Genomic DNA, 16,720 nt, shown 5'->3' on the forward strand with positions numbered 1-16,720 from the left:
AATATTCTTCACATAATAATCCTATGTTTTTATAAAAGTATTAATCTTGACAATTCAGATAGGAATTCTTATAATTTTAAAAAAGAATTTATTTATAGGAAGAGGATTTCAAATGAAAAAACGTTTTACATTGCTTATATTATCATTGCTAATTATAGTAATATCATTAGTATCATGTAGTAATTTAAATAATAAAACTAATTCTACAGATTTAAATAAAAAAACTATTACTATAGGTACATCAGGTACATATTATCCTTTTACATATTCAAATAACGGAAACCTTGAAGGATTTGAAATTGACATATGGAATGAAATAGGGAAAAAATTAAATTACAATATAAAATTTAAGACCGCTTCATTTAGTGGGCTTTTTGGTATGCTTGAAAGTGGAAAAGTTGATACTTTAGCTAATCAAATAACTTTAACTAACGAACGAAAAGAAAAATACTTTTTTACTGATCCTACTGTATATAGTGGTGCACAAATAATTGTAAAACAAGATAATAATTCAATTAAATCATTTGATGATTTAATTGGTAAAAAAGTCGGTGTGGACCTTGGAAGTAATTATGAGCAAATAGTCAAAGATAAAGATAAAAATGGTAATATAAAAATTATAACTTATCAAAATACTGATGCTGCTTTTAATGAGCTTTTACTTGGTAGAATTGATGCTGTTGTTATAGACAAAGTTTCAGCAATAGCTGCAATTAAAGAAAAAAATTTAAATTTACAGCTTGCAGGTAAGCCTATTGATAAAATAGAAAATGCTTATCCATTTTTAAAAACAAAAGAAAATGAACATCTAATAAAAGATATAAATTCGGCTTTATTAGATATGAAAAATGATGGATCTTTAAAAGCAATTTCAGAAAAGTGGCTTGGAACTAATGTTACAACTCCAAATAATAACGAATCTGATACAGAATCTTTAAAAAGCTCTAAAGGCACATTATCCTTTGACTTTATGTATTCATTAAAATTAATTCCTATGCTAATTAAAGCTATGAAAACTACTATTTCATTATCTGTATTTGGTATGATTTTAGGACTTATTATTGGAATAGCACTTGCAATAATAAGAATTTACAAAATCCCAATAATTAAACAGTTAGCCGAAATATATATTTCATTTTTTAGAGGTACTCCTCTTTTAGTTCAATTATTTTTATTATATTTTGGTATTCCACAAGTTATACCACCCCTTCAAAATATGACAGCTTATACAGCAGCTCTTATTGGGCTTGGATTAAATGCATCTGCATATATTGCCGAAATATTAAGATCTTCAATAAATGCAATAGATAAAGGACAAATGGAAGCATGTTTATCAGTGGGAATGACAAAAGGAGAAGGACTTAAAAGAATAATACTTCCACAAGCATTCAGAATAGCTATCCCACCTCTTGGTAATATATTTGTTGATACTGTAAAGGGATCTTCACTTGCTTTTACTTTAGGTGTTGTAGAACTATTAGCAAAAGCTCAAATGGCTGCATCATCTAGTTACAAATTTTTCGAAAGTTATATTGTAGTAGCAATAATGTACTGGATAATCATAGAGTTCTTCAGTTATTTACAAAAAGTTTTAGAAAGAAAGATTTCAGTATATTAGAGGTGATATTATGATAAAAATAGAAGGCTTAAAAAAGAAATTTAATAATATAGAAGTTTTAAAAAATATAAATTTAAATGTTAAAACAGGAGAAGTTGTAGTAATTCTTGGACCATCTGGTTCTGGTAAATCAACCTTTCTAAGATGCTTAAATTATCTTGAATCTCCAGATGAAGGTAAAATAACAATTGGTGATATTTCTTTAGATACAAATAAAATAAATAAAAAGCAAATTCATTTATTAAGAAAACAATCTGCTATGGTTTTTCAGCATTATAATCTTTTTAATAACAAAACTGTATTAGAAAATGTAACAGAAGCATTAATAGTTGTAAAAAAAATAGACAAAACCAAAGCTTCAGAATTAGCTTTAGATGCACTAAGAAAAGTTGGAATGGAAAATAAAAAAGATGTATATCCAAATACTTTATCAGGTGGGCAAAAACAAAGAGTTAGTATAGCACGTGCTATGGCTATAAATCCAAATGTTATACTTTTTGATGAGCCAACGTCAGCATTAGATCCAGAACTTGTTGATGAAGTTTTATTAGTAATAAAAAATTTAGCAAAGGAACATAGAACTATGATAATTGTCACTCATGAAATGTCATTTGCTAAAGATGTTGGTGATAGAATTATCTTTATGTCAGATGGTTTAGTTGTTGAAGAAGGTACACCAAATGAAATATTTAATAATCCTAAAAATGATAGAACAAAACAGTTTTTAAAAAGATACATTAATTCTTAAAATAAAACTAAAAACCGATATAAATTTTTATATCGGTTTTTTTTATTCCTTTTCTATTTTAATAGATATTTTTGTAATGTAATTATTTGGATTTTTACTTGTTAGACTATCTAATACACAATATTCATAAGAATGACTTTTTATAATATATCCCATTCTATTTATCTCATTTAATAATTTTTTATAGCTTGTACCTATATCTTCATATCTACCTTGATGATAGATAATTGCATATAAACCTTCAGGTTTTATTATAACGTTTTTATCAGATATCTTATTATTTAAAGGTACAAAAGCATAATCTGCCGTAGTATAGTTTCCCTTATTTAAATTTTTAGCTGAAATCATAACTCCTATTTGATAATTATATACATAACAATTTAAAGTGGCCTTTTTTAATAATGTCTTTATAGCTATATTAGTTTTTATTAAATCGTATGGACTTTCTACCTCTTGTACTGCTAAAAATTCTTCTTTTAAGTATTTAAAATAAACCTTTTCTTCAAATTCACTTATATGCTCTATAGTTTCTATCTTTTTTTCAATTCTTTTAATTATTAAATTTAAATGTTCTTTTTGTTTTTCTAACTCTCTCTTTTGTTCAACCATCAAATTTAAAGTTGAATTTAAACTACGATGTCCTAAAAACTCTTTTATTTTTTTTAAAGGTACACCTATTTCCTTAAGTATTAAAATACTATCTAAAACTTCTAATTGTTCTGCAGTGTAATATCTATAATTATTAGAAGCATCAACTATTTTAGGTTTAAATAGACCTATTTTATCATAAAATATCAAAGTTTGTTTTGATAAATTATGAAACTTCGCCACTTCACCAATAGTAAATTTTATATCCATATTTCCTCCATAAAACTTTTAATATTCTCTTGACCATATAGTTACTATATCCTTTAAACTAATTATTGTAAATAATTATGTTAGATAAGGAGTACTATATATGAACAGCAATTTTACTAAACACCAAACTTATTTACAATTTATTAAGTATGTTCTCCCTTCTGTTGTAGCTATGGTGTTTTTATCATTTTATACTACTATAGATGGATTTTTTGTTTCAAGATTTGTAGGATCTGATGCATTAGCATCAATAAATATTATTATTCCAATAACCTGTGTAATATTTGGGATAGCAGTAATGCTTGCAACTGGATCTGGCGCCTTAGTTTCTATAAAACTCGGTGAAGGTAAAAAAGATGATGCTAATAAGCTGTTTTCTTTTATAACATTAACTCTACTTGTAATTTCTTTAATTTTAACTTTTATTGGATTAATTTTTTTAAAACCAATTCTATCATTACTTGGTGCAACTAAAGTTCTTATGCCCTACGCACTAAAGTATGGATTTATAACAATTTTAATGACTATACCTATGATGTTTAAATTGTATTTTGAGTATTATGCTCGTATAGATGGAAAGCCAAAGCTATCCCTTCTAATGTCATCAGTTGGCTTAATTTTAAATATAATATTAGATTATATTTTTATAGTAATTTTAAATCTAGGTATTTTAGGAGCTGCTTTTGGAACATTTTTATCAATAACTATATCTGCATTTATTGGATTATTTCATTTTTTAAGCAATGATTCTCTTTTATCTTTTAAAAAACCTAACATTTATTTAAGGGATTTATGGAATTCTTGTTTTAATGGAAGTTCTGAAATGTTTACTGAATTTTCAACTGGAATAACTACATTCTTATTTAATGTAAGTATACTTAAATTCCATGGTGAAAATGGTATCGCTGCTATGTCTATAATAACTTACATTTATTATTTTTTTATAGCCATGTTTTTTGGAATTTCAGTTGGAGTATCTCCTATTATAAGTTATAATTTTGGAGCAAAAAATAAAAATAAAATAAAAGAAAGCTTAAATTATAGTTTTATAACTATAGCTTGGTCATCGATTTTTATCTTTTTAGTTTCTTTTTTCCTTGGAAAATATATAATTTTATTCTTTACTAATAATTTAAATGTATATACTATAGCATACTTTGGTCTTAAATTGTTTTCTTTTGGATTCTTAATTATAGGTGTTAATATATTTATGTCAAATCTATTCACTTCAATAGGAAACGGAAAAATATCAGCCATAATATCTATAAGTAGATCATTAGTGTTTGTTAGTATTTGTATAATAATATTGCCTTATTTTATTGGAGTAAATGGAATTTGGCTTGCTATACCAATTGCAGAAGCTATAACTATTATATTTTCTTTAGCTTATTACTTTAAATATAAACAATATATATTATTAGAAAATTATAAATTAAAAACATGAAAGAAAATTTAAATTTATTAAAATATATGTTTTAATAAAAACATTTTAAAATACTATATTAGAAGTTAAATCTAATATAGTATTTTTTATAAAATTAACATTCAATAAATGTCTTTAACCACTCTTTTGTTTCCTTATCACAAAAAGCACCTTTTATACTATTTATATATATTTTTTTACCATCATTTATACTTAATATATGATTTTCATCTACAGCATTAAGTTCTTCTGTAAGTGTTACATTAGATACGGTTCTATTATCTGTACTTAAATTTACTAAAAGGTTATCTTCTAAAAATCTTTTTATCGGATGTTTTTTATAATTTTCTACTGCTTTTGTTTGTACATTACTCTTTGGACACATTTCAAGTATTACTTCTTTTTCTTTAACTAAATTATATATATTAATATCCTTTTCTATTGCAACAGCATGTCCAATTCTTTCTGCTCCTAATAATTCTATCGCTTCTTTAACATTAATTGAATGCCCTGTCTCTCCAGCATGAATTGTAATTTTATATCCATATTCCCTAGCTAAATTAAATGCATCTTTAAACTTTTTACAAAAACCTTTTTCTTCATTTCCCGCTAAATCTACTGCTACAACCCCATTTCCTATAAATTCTTTTCCACTTTCAATTACTTCATAAGCAGTTTTAATATCCATATTTCTTAAAATACTAAGGATTAAATTGCTTTTAACACCAAAATCCGTTTCCCCTTCTTTTAGTCCCATTAAAACACTTTCAATTATTTCTTTAATCTCAAGACCTTTTTCTTTATGTAAAAGTGGTGCGAATCTTATTTCTATATATTTAACATTTTCTTTACTAACATCTTCTATAAGTTCATATGCTATTCTTCTCAAATTTTCTTTACTTTGCATAACCTTTACTGGAATATCAAATCTTTTTAAATATACATTTAAGGATGAACAATTATCTGGAACTATTAACTCATTTTCTATATTATTAATATCATATAAATCTAAATTCAAATTTTCTTTAACTATTAACTCCTTTACTGTTTCTGGCCTTAAGCATCCATCTAAATGACAATGCAATTCTATTTTAGGTAAATTTTCAAATTTCATAACGTCCTCCTGTAATAAAAATTTTAAATTTTTAAATTTTCTACCTATAAAAAGATTTATTATAAAAAATTATAAAAAAAATTCTTGGTTACGAAGAAAATAATTAAATATCTTCTCCGTAATCAAGAATTATTGGTTCTTGGTAGAAACTCCTTAACCGTATTTTAAGGATTATACGAATTGTTTTTATTAAATTAAATATATTTTATCATAAAAATTTAATAAATCAATTATTATTTTTATTTATTATCTAATCTTCTAATTTTTCTATTAACCTTTGCTATTAATGCTGAATTATGGTTACCTTTGTTAATTAACGCTTCTTTTCTAGCTTCTAATTCTATTCTCTTATTCATTTTAAAACCCCTCTCACCCTTTATAATAAAAATATTTCCTCCTATATTTTAACATATTATTTATTTTTTTCAATAATATTTTATTATAAAACAACAAAAAACTACACTATAAAATTAGTGTAGTTTTACTAATTATTTTTTATGAGGAGAATTTCTTTCTTTGTCTTTTCCAAGTTTTCTTGATTCTTTTGAATATCCAACTTCATTTGCAGTTTCAATTTTCATTTTTTCAACTTCTTTTTTAGTTTTTTGTGAAACTTTTTTATTGTCTTTACTATTTTTGTTATTTTTATGAGACATTAAAACCTCTCCTTTTCTTTAAAATATCAATAATAGTATTAGACTTAATTAAAGTATGTATACTGTAAAATACTTACTATAAAAATAAAACCTTAGAAGAATTCTTCTAAGGTTTTATTTTACATAATAACTCTATTTAAAACTTTGCTCATAGTTTTATATAAAAATAAAGTAGCTATAAATGTACAGATAGCATTTCCTATTGAAACTTGAAATCCTAAAAGTAAAGTAATCCAAAGAGATTTTGCTCCAAGTCCAGCTGTTAAAAGATATGGAAGATCTATAATAGTTCCCATACAAAAAGATAAGATAGCTCCTACTATTCCATATATATACTCAGATTTTGTCACTCTTGATAAAAGATTATATATAAGTGCATACTGAGGAAGTACTAATAAATACATTATACTCCACGGAGCAATTCCTTTAGTTAACATTACTAAAATACAAAACACAACTATAGAAAACCATGATATTTTTTTAGGAAGTGTAGTTCCATATAATAAAATTACAAAACTTACAAGTTCAAAATACGTTACAAAAGAACCCATAAAGTAAACTATATATAATATAGCCGCTAGCAACGCACATTGAGTTAATTTTCTAGCATTCATTAAAATGTATTAGTAAATACAAATTCTACACTATCTCCATCATGCACATTTATTTTGTCCATAACAGGTGCACTACCTACTTTATAGTCTAAATTTTGTGATGGTGATTTATATCCATAAGTCCACCATGGTCCTTTATTTTTATCTTTTGTTTCTAAACCTTTAAGAGCTAATAAAAATGATCCATATTTACCATTTTCCATCTTTACTCCTAAAGTTTTTGTATTTTCATTTAAAAAATCAGCTAATGTATTTGCATCAGTTTTAAACTTTTCATTTTCAATAATAGTTTTATTATCTACTGCATCTTTTATTGTTACTGTTAAAGTTTTATTTCCTACAGAAGAATTATTTGTAGTTTTATTTATATAACTATAAGCAAATAAACCTACAACAACAATTGCTATAGCAATTATAACTTTTGTCCAAAATGATTTTTTCACCTCAAACTCACCTTTCTTTTTTATATTGTAATTTTAAATTTAGTACAAACTTAATTATAATAATTTTCATACTATATGTAAAATGTTTTTACTTTATTAAATTAAGAATAAATTATATTCTTTAAAGATTTATTTAATATTTTTAACTATTCCAAAATAACATCCTACAAAAGCTCCCATTGAATAAAGATAAAAAATATGGTCACTTTCTAGTGATTTAAGCTTAACAAGATTTAATATAAAAAACTCCATTAATGCAAAAACTACTGTAAATAAAATTATTTTAAATATATTGTTTACCTCTTTTTGTTTATCTTCTTCATATTCTTCATAAATAATCTCAATTAAAATTGCTTTTAAAATATTTATAACATAACTCGACAAACATCCAATCCATAATATAGACATACATAGTAACCAAAATAAACCGTTAATAATGATTCTATTAAAATCTAATATTTTGTTTATATTATAATGTCCGAAGTAGGATATCACTCCTATATATATTAATATTACTAAATTGAACAAAAGAAAATATTTTTTAAATATCTTATTTCCAAATTTAATCATATTTCTAAACGATAGTTTGTATTTTCTATTTGACTCCAAGACTTCTCCCCCTTAGTATATATTCCTAATTATAATATTGATATCATATTCAGTTGTGTAATTTTTATTTTCAATCTTTAAACTCTTTACTTGATTGTTTTAATTTTTTTAAATATATATATTTATCCATTTTAATATCTATTTAAAAATAATATATTTACCATAAGTAACACATCTTTTATAATTATTTTTAAACTTCATATACATTTCTGTAACTTACTTTACATTCTTTACATAAATTATAATTTAAAAACATTTTAAAAATATCTATATTTTCTATTTTGTAAACTTATAATATTTTAAATTTATGTTTTATAAAATAAGATACTAAATAACTCACTCTCACATTATTATTTAATAAAAATTTACTTTTAGTTCTCACCTAAAAACATAGTATAAAAATAATCAGTAGGTCTTATTAAGACCTACTGATTATTTTCTGTTTTCATCTTTATTTAAATATAATTTTAATTAATTAACTTAAATAAATTATAATATAAAATAAATTCACTTTCTTTATTTTGTAAATTGAAATAATTATTAATATCTACTTAAATTACAATTGTAAATGTAATTTTTTATCATAAGCCTTTGTTTTATTTATTATTTTTTTATTTAATTTTCTAAAATTTCTATCTTTATAATTACTCTATAAGTATTGATCCTCAAAAATTGTATTAGCAATAGTCCATCGCTCAAATCTAAGTTTTACAACTAACCCATAAAACCCCAATGTTATAATTGTTAAAAACCACCATAAAATCCAATAATTTATTAATTCCTTAGGTTTACCTATAAATTTTAATCTTTTACCGCAAATTACTGTATGTTTGCATCTTGCTTCATTTTTCATGCAAATAATCCAAGGATATGCTAATCCTAGTGTTATTACTCCAAGAAGTATTATTTTCAAATGAAATATTATATAATCTTTTAATTTTTTATCAAAAAATGAATTATACTTTTCTTTATTAATTATAATTGAAGATTTAACCATAATTTTAATATCCTTTCTATGTATTATTAATTATTTTATATTAAATTAAATAGCTTTCATCAATTAATTTATAATTTAATTTTTCTTCTTGATTTAATTCTTTTGACATTCTTTACACATAATTATTTTATACTAATAACATATATATTCTATTTCATATTTTTATTTATACATAAATATTACATTCAAATTATAGCATATTTTAGGGAAATATTGTATATTAAAGTTTCCAAATACCTTATACTATGTTTTAAATAATTATCTAATATTTAATATTCTTCCTTTAACCAATTTAACTTTTTCATAGATTTTCTCTTTCCAAAATATGTTATTATTGCAAATAATACTTTAAAAATTCTTTAAGCATATCATCTAACAATAAAAAAACACACCTCCAATACCGATATAACGTTATTATTGTATATCGACATTAAAAGTGTGTTATATTACTTTTGTATGTCACAATCGATTATTTTTTTGATTTTAAAAAGTGCTTAAAATGCCTTATTCTTCCCATCCTTCAGGGAATTCAGCATTGTGGTAAACTTCTTGAACATCATCATCATCCTCAAGTAAGTCAAGCATTTTTTGGAATTTTTTAGCATTATCTTCATCTAATTCTGAAGTTGTATCTGGAATCATTTTAACTCCTGCTTCTAAAAATTCTATTCCATTTCCTTCTAAAGCTTCTCTTACTAATCCGAAGTCTTCTGGAGTTGTATAAACTACAAATACTTCATCTTCAGCTTGGAAATCTTCAGCACCAGCATCTAATGCCATCATCATTACTTCTTCTTCATCTAAATCGCCTTTTTCAATAACGATTTCTCCTTTTTCTTGGAACATGAATCCAACACAGCCTGATGTACCCATGTTACCTCCACCTTTAGTAAATGCACTTCTTACATTACCTGCTGATCTATTTTTATTATCTGTTAATGTTTCAACAATTACAGCAACTCCTGATGGACCATATCCTTCGTAGACTATTTTTTCAAAATCTACTGATCCTGATTCACCTGATGCTTTTTTTATTGATCTTTGTATAGTATCATTAGGCATATTTGCTGCCTTTGCTTTTGCTATTACGTCTCTAAGTTTTGCATTAGACTCAGGACTTGGACCACCGCTTTTTACTGCAACCATAATTTCTTTACCGATTTTTGTGAAAATCTTTCCTCTTTTTGCATCCATTTTGCCCTTTTTAGCTTGGATGTTATGCCATTTTGAGTGTCCTGACATGTCTATTCCTCCTTACATTGTGTTAAACTATAAATTTATAAATTATACTTTAAAATTATATCATACTAAATTAGTTTTATTCAATATAGTAACCATTTTATAATGCTTATTTATATTTTCTTTACAATTAAATAACTTTAAACAATCTATTATTTTCTTTAAAATATATTCCTTCTTCTGCTTTTGATATAATAGCTTTACCATTAGTAGCTTCTGTAACTTCTTTTTCTATTAAAGGGATTATACTATTTTCTGCATATATATGTAAAATAACTTTATCTGTATATTCTGAGTCCTCTATATACCAGTTATTTTGTCCACAAAGATACTGTATTTTTCCTATTAAATCATAATCTATTTCAATAGAAATTTTAAATCCATGTACCTTTTCAACAACTCCAGCTGCAGTAACTGCAATACTTGCCCCTTTAGTATATGCACGAGTTAATCCCCCTGCACCTAAAAGTATTCCTCCAAAATATCTAGTTACAACTACAGCACAATCTGTTATTCCTTGTTTTTTCATAACTTCAAGTATAGGAATTCCAGCTGTTCCTTGTGGCTCTCCATCATCTGAGTATCTTTGTATTCCATAATTTTCTCCAATAACATATGCCCAACAATTATGTCTAGCTTGTTTATGCATACTTTTTATTTCATTTACAAAGGCTTTAGCTTCTTCTTCATTTTCTACTCTTTTAGCATATCCTATAAACTCAGACTTTTTTTCTTCAAATCTATCTTCTCCTCTATCTCTAATAGTTATATATGCCATAACCTTAATTCCTCCTTAATTGCTTTAATTCCTTCTTCTATAGATTCACAATTTGTCTGTGAAAAGCCTATTCTAAAAAATCCGTCTCCCTCTCTACTATTTCTAAAAAACAAAACCCCAGGAGTAATATAAACATTTTTCTTTTTTAATTTTAAAAATAACTCTCTAGAAGAAATTTTCTTATTCTTAATTTCTAAATAATAATTAAGTCCACCTTTAGGTTTATTACAATAAACGTAATCTGAAAGTTCTTCTTCTATAAGCTTACCCATAATATCATATCTCTTTTTATATTCATTAGATAATTTTTTAATATTTTCTTTCCAATTTTTATTTGCAATATAATATTCTAAAGCTCTTTGCATTAAAGTTGAAGTTGTAATATCAGTATTTAATTTAGTACTTAAAAACCTCTCCCTAAATCTTTCAGGAACTACCATGTATCCTAGTCTTATACCAGGTATAAATATTTTTGAGAAACTTTTAATGTATATTACTCTATCATCTTTATCTAAACTTTTAAATGGTGTATATTCAATATCTTCTTCATAAACAAGTTCTGATAAATAATCATCTTCTATTATATAGAAATCATATTTTTTAGATAATTCTATTAAACGCTTCTTTTTTTCTAAGCTATATGAAATTCCTGTTGGATTTTGAAAATAACTCATTGCATAAAATAAAGTTATTTTATTCTTTTTTAAAATTTCTTCAAACAATTCCATATTTATTCCATCTTTTTCTATTGGAACTTCAAATATATTAGCTCTTCTCCATTTAAAAACTGAAAGAGCACCACCATAAGTTGGTTTTTCAACTATAACATTGTCATTTATATTTATCATTGCTTTAGATGCTATATCAATTCCCTGTTGTGCACCTGAAACAATTATTATATCTTCAACATTTAATCTATTATTCCAAAATTCTTTATTTATTGTTTCTCTTAAAGGGTTATACCCTAATGTATTTTGAGAAAGCAAAACTTCTTCTCCGTCTCTATCTAAAACAGTTGTTATTATATCTTTAAAATCTTTTATTGGGAAAAATACTTCCCTAGTTGTTTCACCAGAGAAATCAACATAATTATCTAAATTACAATTTTTAAGAAATTTAAAAGTATTAGAATAAATTTTCATGAAATTAGAGTGTAACTCTTTTTTCTTAGCAAAAGTTCCACTCCCTATTTTTTGATATGCAAACCCTTCATCATTTAATTTTTTATATGCATTTACTACGGTAATTTTATTTACATTAAGTATTTTTGTAAGTTCTCTAATTGGAGGTAATTTTTCGCCGTCCTTTATATTTCCACTATCTATAAGTTCTTTAAATTTATCTGCTATTTGAATATACTTAGGTTTATCTTCTAAATAAACTATATCTTTTATGTTTTCCAAAAAATATCATCACCTTTATAAAATACCATAAACATTTTGAGTAAGTATTAAATTACCTTTTTTATCATAAACGTTTCTTTTTTTATGTTTTATTATTCCTTGTTCTAAAAGCTTTTTAAGTATTTGTTCAACCTTTATATTATATCCTACAAGCATTTCATCTTTTTTAATTTCCGTTGAACTTAAATAATCTTTATTACTCTTTAATATATCAATTATAACTTTTGCTGATATAGCTATATGTTTATCTATAAAATTTTCTATATAGTTTATTATATAAGATATATCTTCTTTATTCATTTTACCAAATAACTTCTCATCAATAATTCTTTTAAATGAATCATCTAAATTTATAACCATTCTAATTGCATCTTTACTAACTGTATATCCATTTAAACTTAAATAAAGTTTTGAAAAACTGTCTAAACTTCTAACCATAACTTCATATGCTGTATACATTCTTCCTAAATTTATATATTTTTTTGCTATCTTTACATCTTTAATTACTTTACTTAAATATTCTAACTTTCCTATTCCTGCATACTCATCAATTCCATATATAATTTTATTATATATAACATTTATATCCTTATCTCTTGAAAATACTAACTTTGAAAAACTAAGTATACTTTTTACTATGCCCCTTTTTCCCTCATTTTCATATGAATACACAAAACTATCTTTGCTTAATAACTTAGTATGCACTGGAATATTATTCACCTCAGAATATACATCTCTTACCTTATTAAACTCATCTTTATATATAACAAAAAAATCTATATCTGATTCATTCCATATATCTCCTGAAACCATACTTCCAAAAGTAAAAACTGCTATAACATTTTCATTACTTTCAAAAGTCTCCATCATAATATTAAATGCTTTTTGATATTCTATTATTATATCTTTCATAAAACTTCGCCCCCACAATTTTATATTGCTATTTTTATTATAACAAAACTGTTTCATATGTTAAAATATTATTTATAATAAATAAAAATTCCTAGAACAAAAGCTATTCTAGGAATTTTAAAATAATTATTGTAATATATTTATCATATAATCTTTAGTTCTATTAAAACTTTCATCATCTACTTCAACTATCATTCTAGTACCTGTTTCTACATATTCTTCTTCTAAAACTCTACCACTTCTATGAAGTAACGATTGAATATCTCCTCTATTATAAGGTACTATATACTCTACTTTCTTTAATTTATATGGAAGTTTTTCTTCTATTTCTTCTAATAAATTATCTAAATTTATTTCTTCTTTAGCTGAAACTTTTATAATGTGGTCATAATAAGAAATTTTTTCTTCTATATTAGCTATTTGTTCTTCTGTTGCTTTATCTATTTTATTTAAAACTAATATTGTATCTTTATCTATAGATCCAAGTTCTGACAGCACTTCTTCAACAGCTTTTATTTGCTCTAAAGCATCATCACTTGAAGCATCTACAACATGACATAAAAGATCTGAGTAAATAACTTCTTCTAAGGTTGACTTAAATGCTTCTACTAAATCATGAGGAAGCTTTCTTACAAATCCTACTGTATCAGTTAAAGTTATAAGACCTTTATTTTTAAGTATAATTGCTCTAGTTGTTATATCTAAAGTAGCAAAAAGCATATCTGCTTCAAAAACCTCTTCTTTATTTCTATTATCTTTTGATGCAGCTATTTTACATAGAGCATTTCTAAGTGTTGACTTACCTGCATTTGTATAACCAACTAAAGATACTTTAGGTATACTTTCTTTATTTCTTTTCTCTCTTTGAACTTCTCTTGTTTTCTTTATTTTTTTAAGTTCTCTATTTAAGTCATATATAGTTTCTCTTATATGTCTTCTATCTGTTTCTAATTTCTTTTCTCCAGGTCCCCTAGTACCAATACCACCACCTGTTCTTGAAAGAACTGTACCAAGACCTTGAAGTCTTCCTAATCTGTATTTAAGCTGAGCAAGCTCTACTTGTATTTTAGCTTCTTTACTTTTTGCTCTTCTTGCAAATATTTCAAGTATTAATGTAGTTCTATCAATTACCTTAGCCCCAATTGCATTTTCAAGATTTCTAACTTGTGAACCTGATAATTCATCATCAAATATAACAACATTAGCTCTTTCTGTTTGTCTTAAATGAGCAATTTCAAGAACTTTTCCTCTACCTATAAAAAATGCTGGATCTATTTTATTTCTACCTTGATATACTTTTGTAAGAACTGGTATGTCACAAGCTTTAGTAAGTTCTGCTAATTCATCTAAACTTTCTCTAGTATCTGATCCTACTAATATAGCTTTTTCTTCATCATTTTCTATAACATCATTTTCTTTTATAAGTTTTTCAACATATCTTATTTTATCTAATATATCTATTCTCATTAACTCTTCAATATTAAGATTATTTTTTTCTTCATATACTAAATCTTTATCTAATACCATTAAATTTGCTATTGAAAAATCAACAATTTCACCATTATTTATTCCAATTGCAACTATTGCATCTAATTTAAGCTTTATAAGAGCCGTTAAATCAAGTGCTGATAAATTGCTATATCCATTTGGATGTGTGTGAATAACTCTAACTCCTGAAAGTCTTTTTTCATATATATCTAAAATAGGAAGTTCTACTGATGTTGAATCGCCTATTGCTACAGATGTAACTTTTCCTTTTCTATCAATAGCTACACTTACTTCTCTCTCTATTTTTGAAGAAACATTAGTAATTATATCTATAATTTCTACATTACATACTTCTTGTTTTTGAGTTTTTATATTATATAAACTGTCTAATTCTGAAAGAATAGAATTCCTTATTCCTTCTGTATTTCCATGTATCATTAAATCACCCTTTTTATTATCTATATAATTAATTTTGAATATAATTCTATACTAATAAATACTTATTGTAAACTAAATCAATTAAATTTGCACTTGATTTTTCTTCTATAATAAAGTATTTTATTTATTAAGAAATTGATATTTAAAAATACTTGGAGGTTTTATTAATGGATGATAAGAAACGTAATATTTTATTTTCAGAAGAGCAAATTCAAAAAAGAATAGCTGAGCTTGGAAAGGTTATAACAGAAGATTATAAAGATAAAAATCTTTATGTTTTATCTTTATTAAGAGGAAGCTTTATATATGCAGCTGATTTAGTTAGATACATAGATACAAAAGCTAAAATAGGATTTATGACAACTTCAAGCTATGGACATGAAGAAACAAGTTCTGGAACAGTTAAAGTTGTAAATGATATTCCAGATAATATAGAAGGTTATGATGTTTTAATAGTTGATGATATAGTTGACAGTGGTATAACAATGGATTTCGTTGTAAATCACGCAAAAAAACTAGGAGCTAAATCAGTTAAAACTTGTGTTCTTCTAGATAAACCTTCAAGAAGAAAAGTTGATATAACTCCTGATTATTGTTGTTTTGAAATAGAAGATTTATTCGTTGTAGGTTATGGCTTAAATTATGGAGATCATTACAGAAACGTACCTTATGTTTTCAATTGGGAAACTAACTAAAACTATTTTCACTAAAAAGAGACAAGTTAGACTTGTCTCTTTTTTTAATCATTTAATTCTATTGCTGTATCTGGAATTTCACCAACTATTATAGATTCAGATAATGGTATTTGCGCATCGACATTCATTTCTTTGCTATACATAGGTATTATTATTTTTATTCTTGCTTTTACATTTAAATATATTTTATGTCTAGTTTGATTTATTCCAGCACTTTCAAATATAGAATCATAAGATGTTTCTATATTACCAAGTGGTTCCATTTGTATAGTTATCTTAGGGCCTAAATTATAATATATACTTTTATCAGTCATCCATCCAAGAGGAACTTCAATTCCTTTAACACCTAGTTGTTCTAATTTTTCATTACATCTAATTGCAATTTTCCCAGATACTTTATTTATAAGCTGAGTATTAGATTTAATTAGATTTATTCTATTTTTATCGTCCCTTTCTATAATTACTATATCTTCTGATCCAACTATTTCATCAAAAACGTCCATGCTAACTTCATTTATAGCTCTAACAGCTTCTGCTCTCATTAAAGTTTCTGAAATAGCTAATACAGAAGGCATGACTTTTTTATCAAATACTATAACCATAAGATTAAAAAATATAAAAATGGTGATACTAACTGCTATAACTGATTTACGCTTGTTTTTTCGTGTTCTTGTATAATATTTCATA

Annotated in this window: 17 protein-coding genes and 1 riboswitch; of the genes, 4 read left to right on the forward strand and 13 right to left on the reverse strand. The window is 24.8% G+C overall.

What is annotated here, in order from left to right:
- Nucleotides 1–112 precede the first annotated feature (112 nt).
- Together AC4FQ1_RS03110 and AC4FQ1_RS03115 are read left to right on the forward strand one after the other, a co-directional pair.
- A complete protein-coding gene (locus tag AC4FQ1_RS03110) occupies nt 113–1,618 on the forward strand; it encodes an ABC transporter permease subunit (RefSeq protein WP_491168906.1) in 1,506 nt (501 codons plus the stop codon).
- A gap of 10 nt (nt 1,619–1,628) precedes the next feature.
- A complete protein-coding gene (locus AC4FQ1_RS03115) occupies nt 1,629–2,366 on the forward strand; it encodes an amino acid ABC transporter ATP-binding protein (RefSeq protein ID WP_491168907.1) in 738 nt (245 codons plus the stop codon).
- Between the two features lie 42 nt (nt 2,367–2,408).
- On the opposite strand, the gene AC4FQ1_RS03120 is transcribed toward AC4FQ1_RS03115, so the two are convergent.
- Entirely contained in the window at nt 2,409–3,224 is an 816-nt protein-coding gene (locus AC4FQ1_RS03120) for a MerR family transcriptional regulator (protein WP_491168908.1), read from the reverse strand.
- A 100-nt stretch (nt 3,225–3,324) separates the two neighbouring features.
- Between AC4FQ1_RS03120 and AC4FQ1_RS03125 the strand changes: the two genes are divergently transcribed.
- Nucleotides 3,325–4,668, forward strand: coding sequence for an MATE family efflux transporter (locus AC4FQ1_RS03125; protein ID WP_491168909.1), 1,344 nt, complete (start codon nt 3,325–3,327; stop codon nt 4,666–4,668).
- 94 nt (nt 4,669–4,762) lie between these two features.
- Here AC4FQ1_RS03125 and add read toward each other — a convergent pair whose 3' ends face one another.
- From add to hflX, 11 genes are all read right to left on the reverse strand, one after another.
- Nucleotides 4,763–5,761, reverse strand: a complete 999-nt coding sequence (add, locus tag AC4FQ1_RS03130) for an adenosine deaminase (RefSeq protein WP_491168910.1) — start codon at nt 5,759–5,761, stop codon at nt 4,763–4,765.
- 99 nt (nt 5,762–5,860) lie between these two features.
- A riboswitch (purine riboswitch) is annotated at nt 5,861–5,960 on the reverse strand.
- 289 nt (nt 5,961–6,249) lie between these two features.
- Nucleotides 6,250–6,417, reverse strand: coding sequence for a small, acid-soluble spore protein, alpha/beta type (locus tag AC4FQ1_RS03135; protein WP_491168911.1), 168 nt, complete (start codon nt 6,415–6,417; stop codon nt 6,250–6,252).
- Nucleotides 6,418–6,536: 119 nt separating this feature from the next.
- Nucleotides 6,537–7,031: a hypothetical protein gene (locus AC4FQ1_RS03140; protein WP_303128659.1), complete on the reverse strand. Its 495-nt coding sequence runs from the start codon at nt 7,029–7,031 to the stop codon at nt 6,537–6,539.
- A complete protein-coding gene (locus AC4FQ1_RS03145; RefSeq protein WP_303128662.1) occupies nt 7,031–7,474 on the reverse strand; it encodes a hypothetical protein in 444 nt (147 codons plus the stop codon). Before AC4FQ1_RS03145 ends, AC4FQ1_RS03140 begins: the two co-directional genes overlap by 1 nt.
- A gap of 129 nt (nt 7,475–7,603) precedes the next feature.
- On the reverse strand, nt 7,604–8,083 hold the full coding sequence (locus tag AC4FQ1_RS03150) for a hypothetical protein (protein WP_491146798.1): 480 nt from the start codon (nt 8,081–8,083) through the stop codon (nt 7,604–7,606).
- Nucleotides 8,084–8,732: 649 nt separating this feature from the next.
- Nucleotides 8,733–9,083 carry a YjgN family protein gene (locus AC4FQ1_RS03155; protein ID WP_491168974.1) on the reverse strand — a complete coding sequence of 117 codons (351 nt, stop codon included), beginning with the start codon at nt 9,081–9,083 and terminating at the stop codon, nt 8,733–8,735.
- 501 nt (nt 9,084–9,584) lie between these two features.
- Nucleotides 9,585–10,322, reverse strand: coding sequence for a YebC/PmpR family DNA-binding transcriptional regulator (locus tag AC4FQ1_RS03160; protein ID WP_303128667.1), 738 nt, complete (start codon nt 10,320–10,322; stop codon nt 9,585–9,587).
- 127 nt (nt 10,323–10,449) lie between these two features.
- On the reverse strand, nt 10,450–11,097 hold the full coding sequence (locus AC4FQ1_RS03165; RefSeq protein ID WP_303128670.1) for a YigZ family protein: 648 nt from the start codon (nt 11,095–11,097) through the stop codon (nt 10,450–10,452).
- On the reverse strand, nt 11,085–12,500 hold the full coding sequence (gene pdxR / locus AC4FQ1_RS03170) for a MocR-like pyridoxine biosynthesis transcription factor PdxR (RefSeq protein ID WP_491168912.1): 1,416 nt from the start codon (nt 12,498–12,500) through the stop codon (nt 11,085–11,087). The genes AC4FQ1_RS03165 and pdxR overlap by 13 nt, the downstream gene beginning before the upstream one ends.
- Nucleotides 12,501–12,515: 15 nt before the next feature.
- Nucleotides 12,516–13,412, reverse strand: coding sequence for a nucleotidyltransferase domain-containing protein (locus tag AC4FQ1_RS03175; RefSeq protein WP_303128675.1), 897 nt, complete (start codon nt 13,410–13,412; stop codon nt 12,516–12,518).
- Between the two features lie 126 nt (nt 13,413–13,538).
- The gene (hflX, locus tag AC4FQ1_RS03180; RefSeq protein ID WP_491168913.1) at nt 13,539–15,338 is read right to left on the reverse strand and encodes a GTPase HflX; all 1,800 of its coding nucleotides are present in this window, start codon (nt 15,336–15,338) and stop codon (nt 13,539–13,541) included.
- A 167-nt stretch (nt 15,339–15,505) separates the two neighbouring features.
- Here hflX and hpt point away from each other — a divergent pair, with 167 nt between their 5' ends.
- Nucleotides 15,506–16,033, forward strand: coding sequence for a hypoxanthine phosphoribosyltransferase (gene hpt / locus AC4FQ1_RS03185; RefSeq protein WP_303128681.1), 528 nt, complete (start codon nt 15,506–15,508; stop codon nt 16,031–16,033).
- Between the two features lie 44 nt (nt 16,034–16,077).
- On the opposite strand, the gene yunB is transcribed toward hpt, so the two are convergent.
- Entirely contained in the window at nt 16,078–16,719 is a 642-nt protein-coding gene (gene yunB, locus AC4FQ1_RS03190; protein WP_491146796.1) for a sporulation protein YunB, read from the reverse strand.
- Nucleotide 16,720: the final 1 nt, after the last annotated feature.

The sequence above is a fragment of the Clostridium sp. TJA020 genome, from assembly GCF_058310295.1.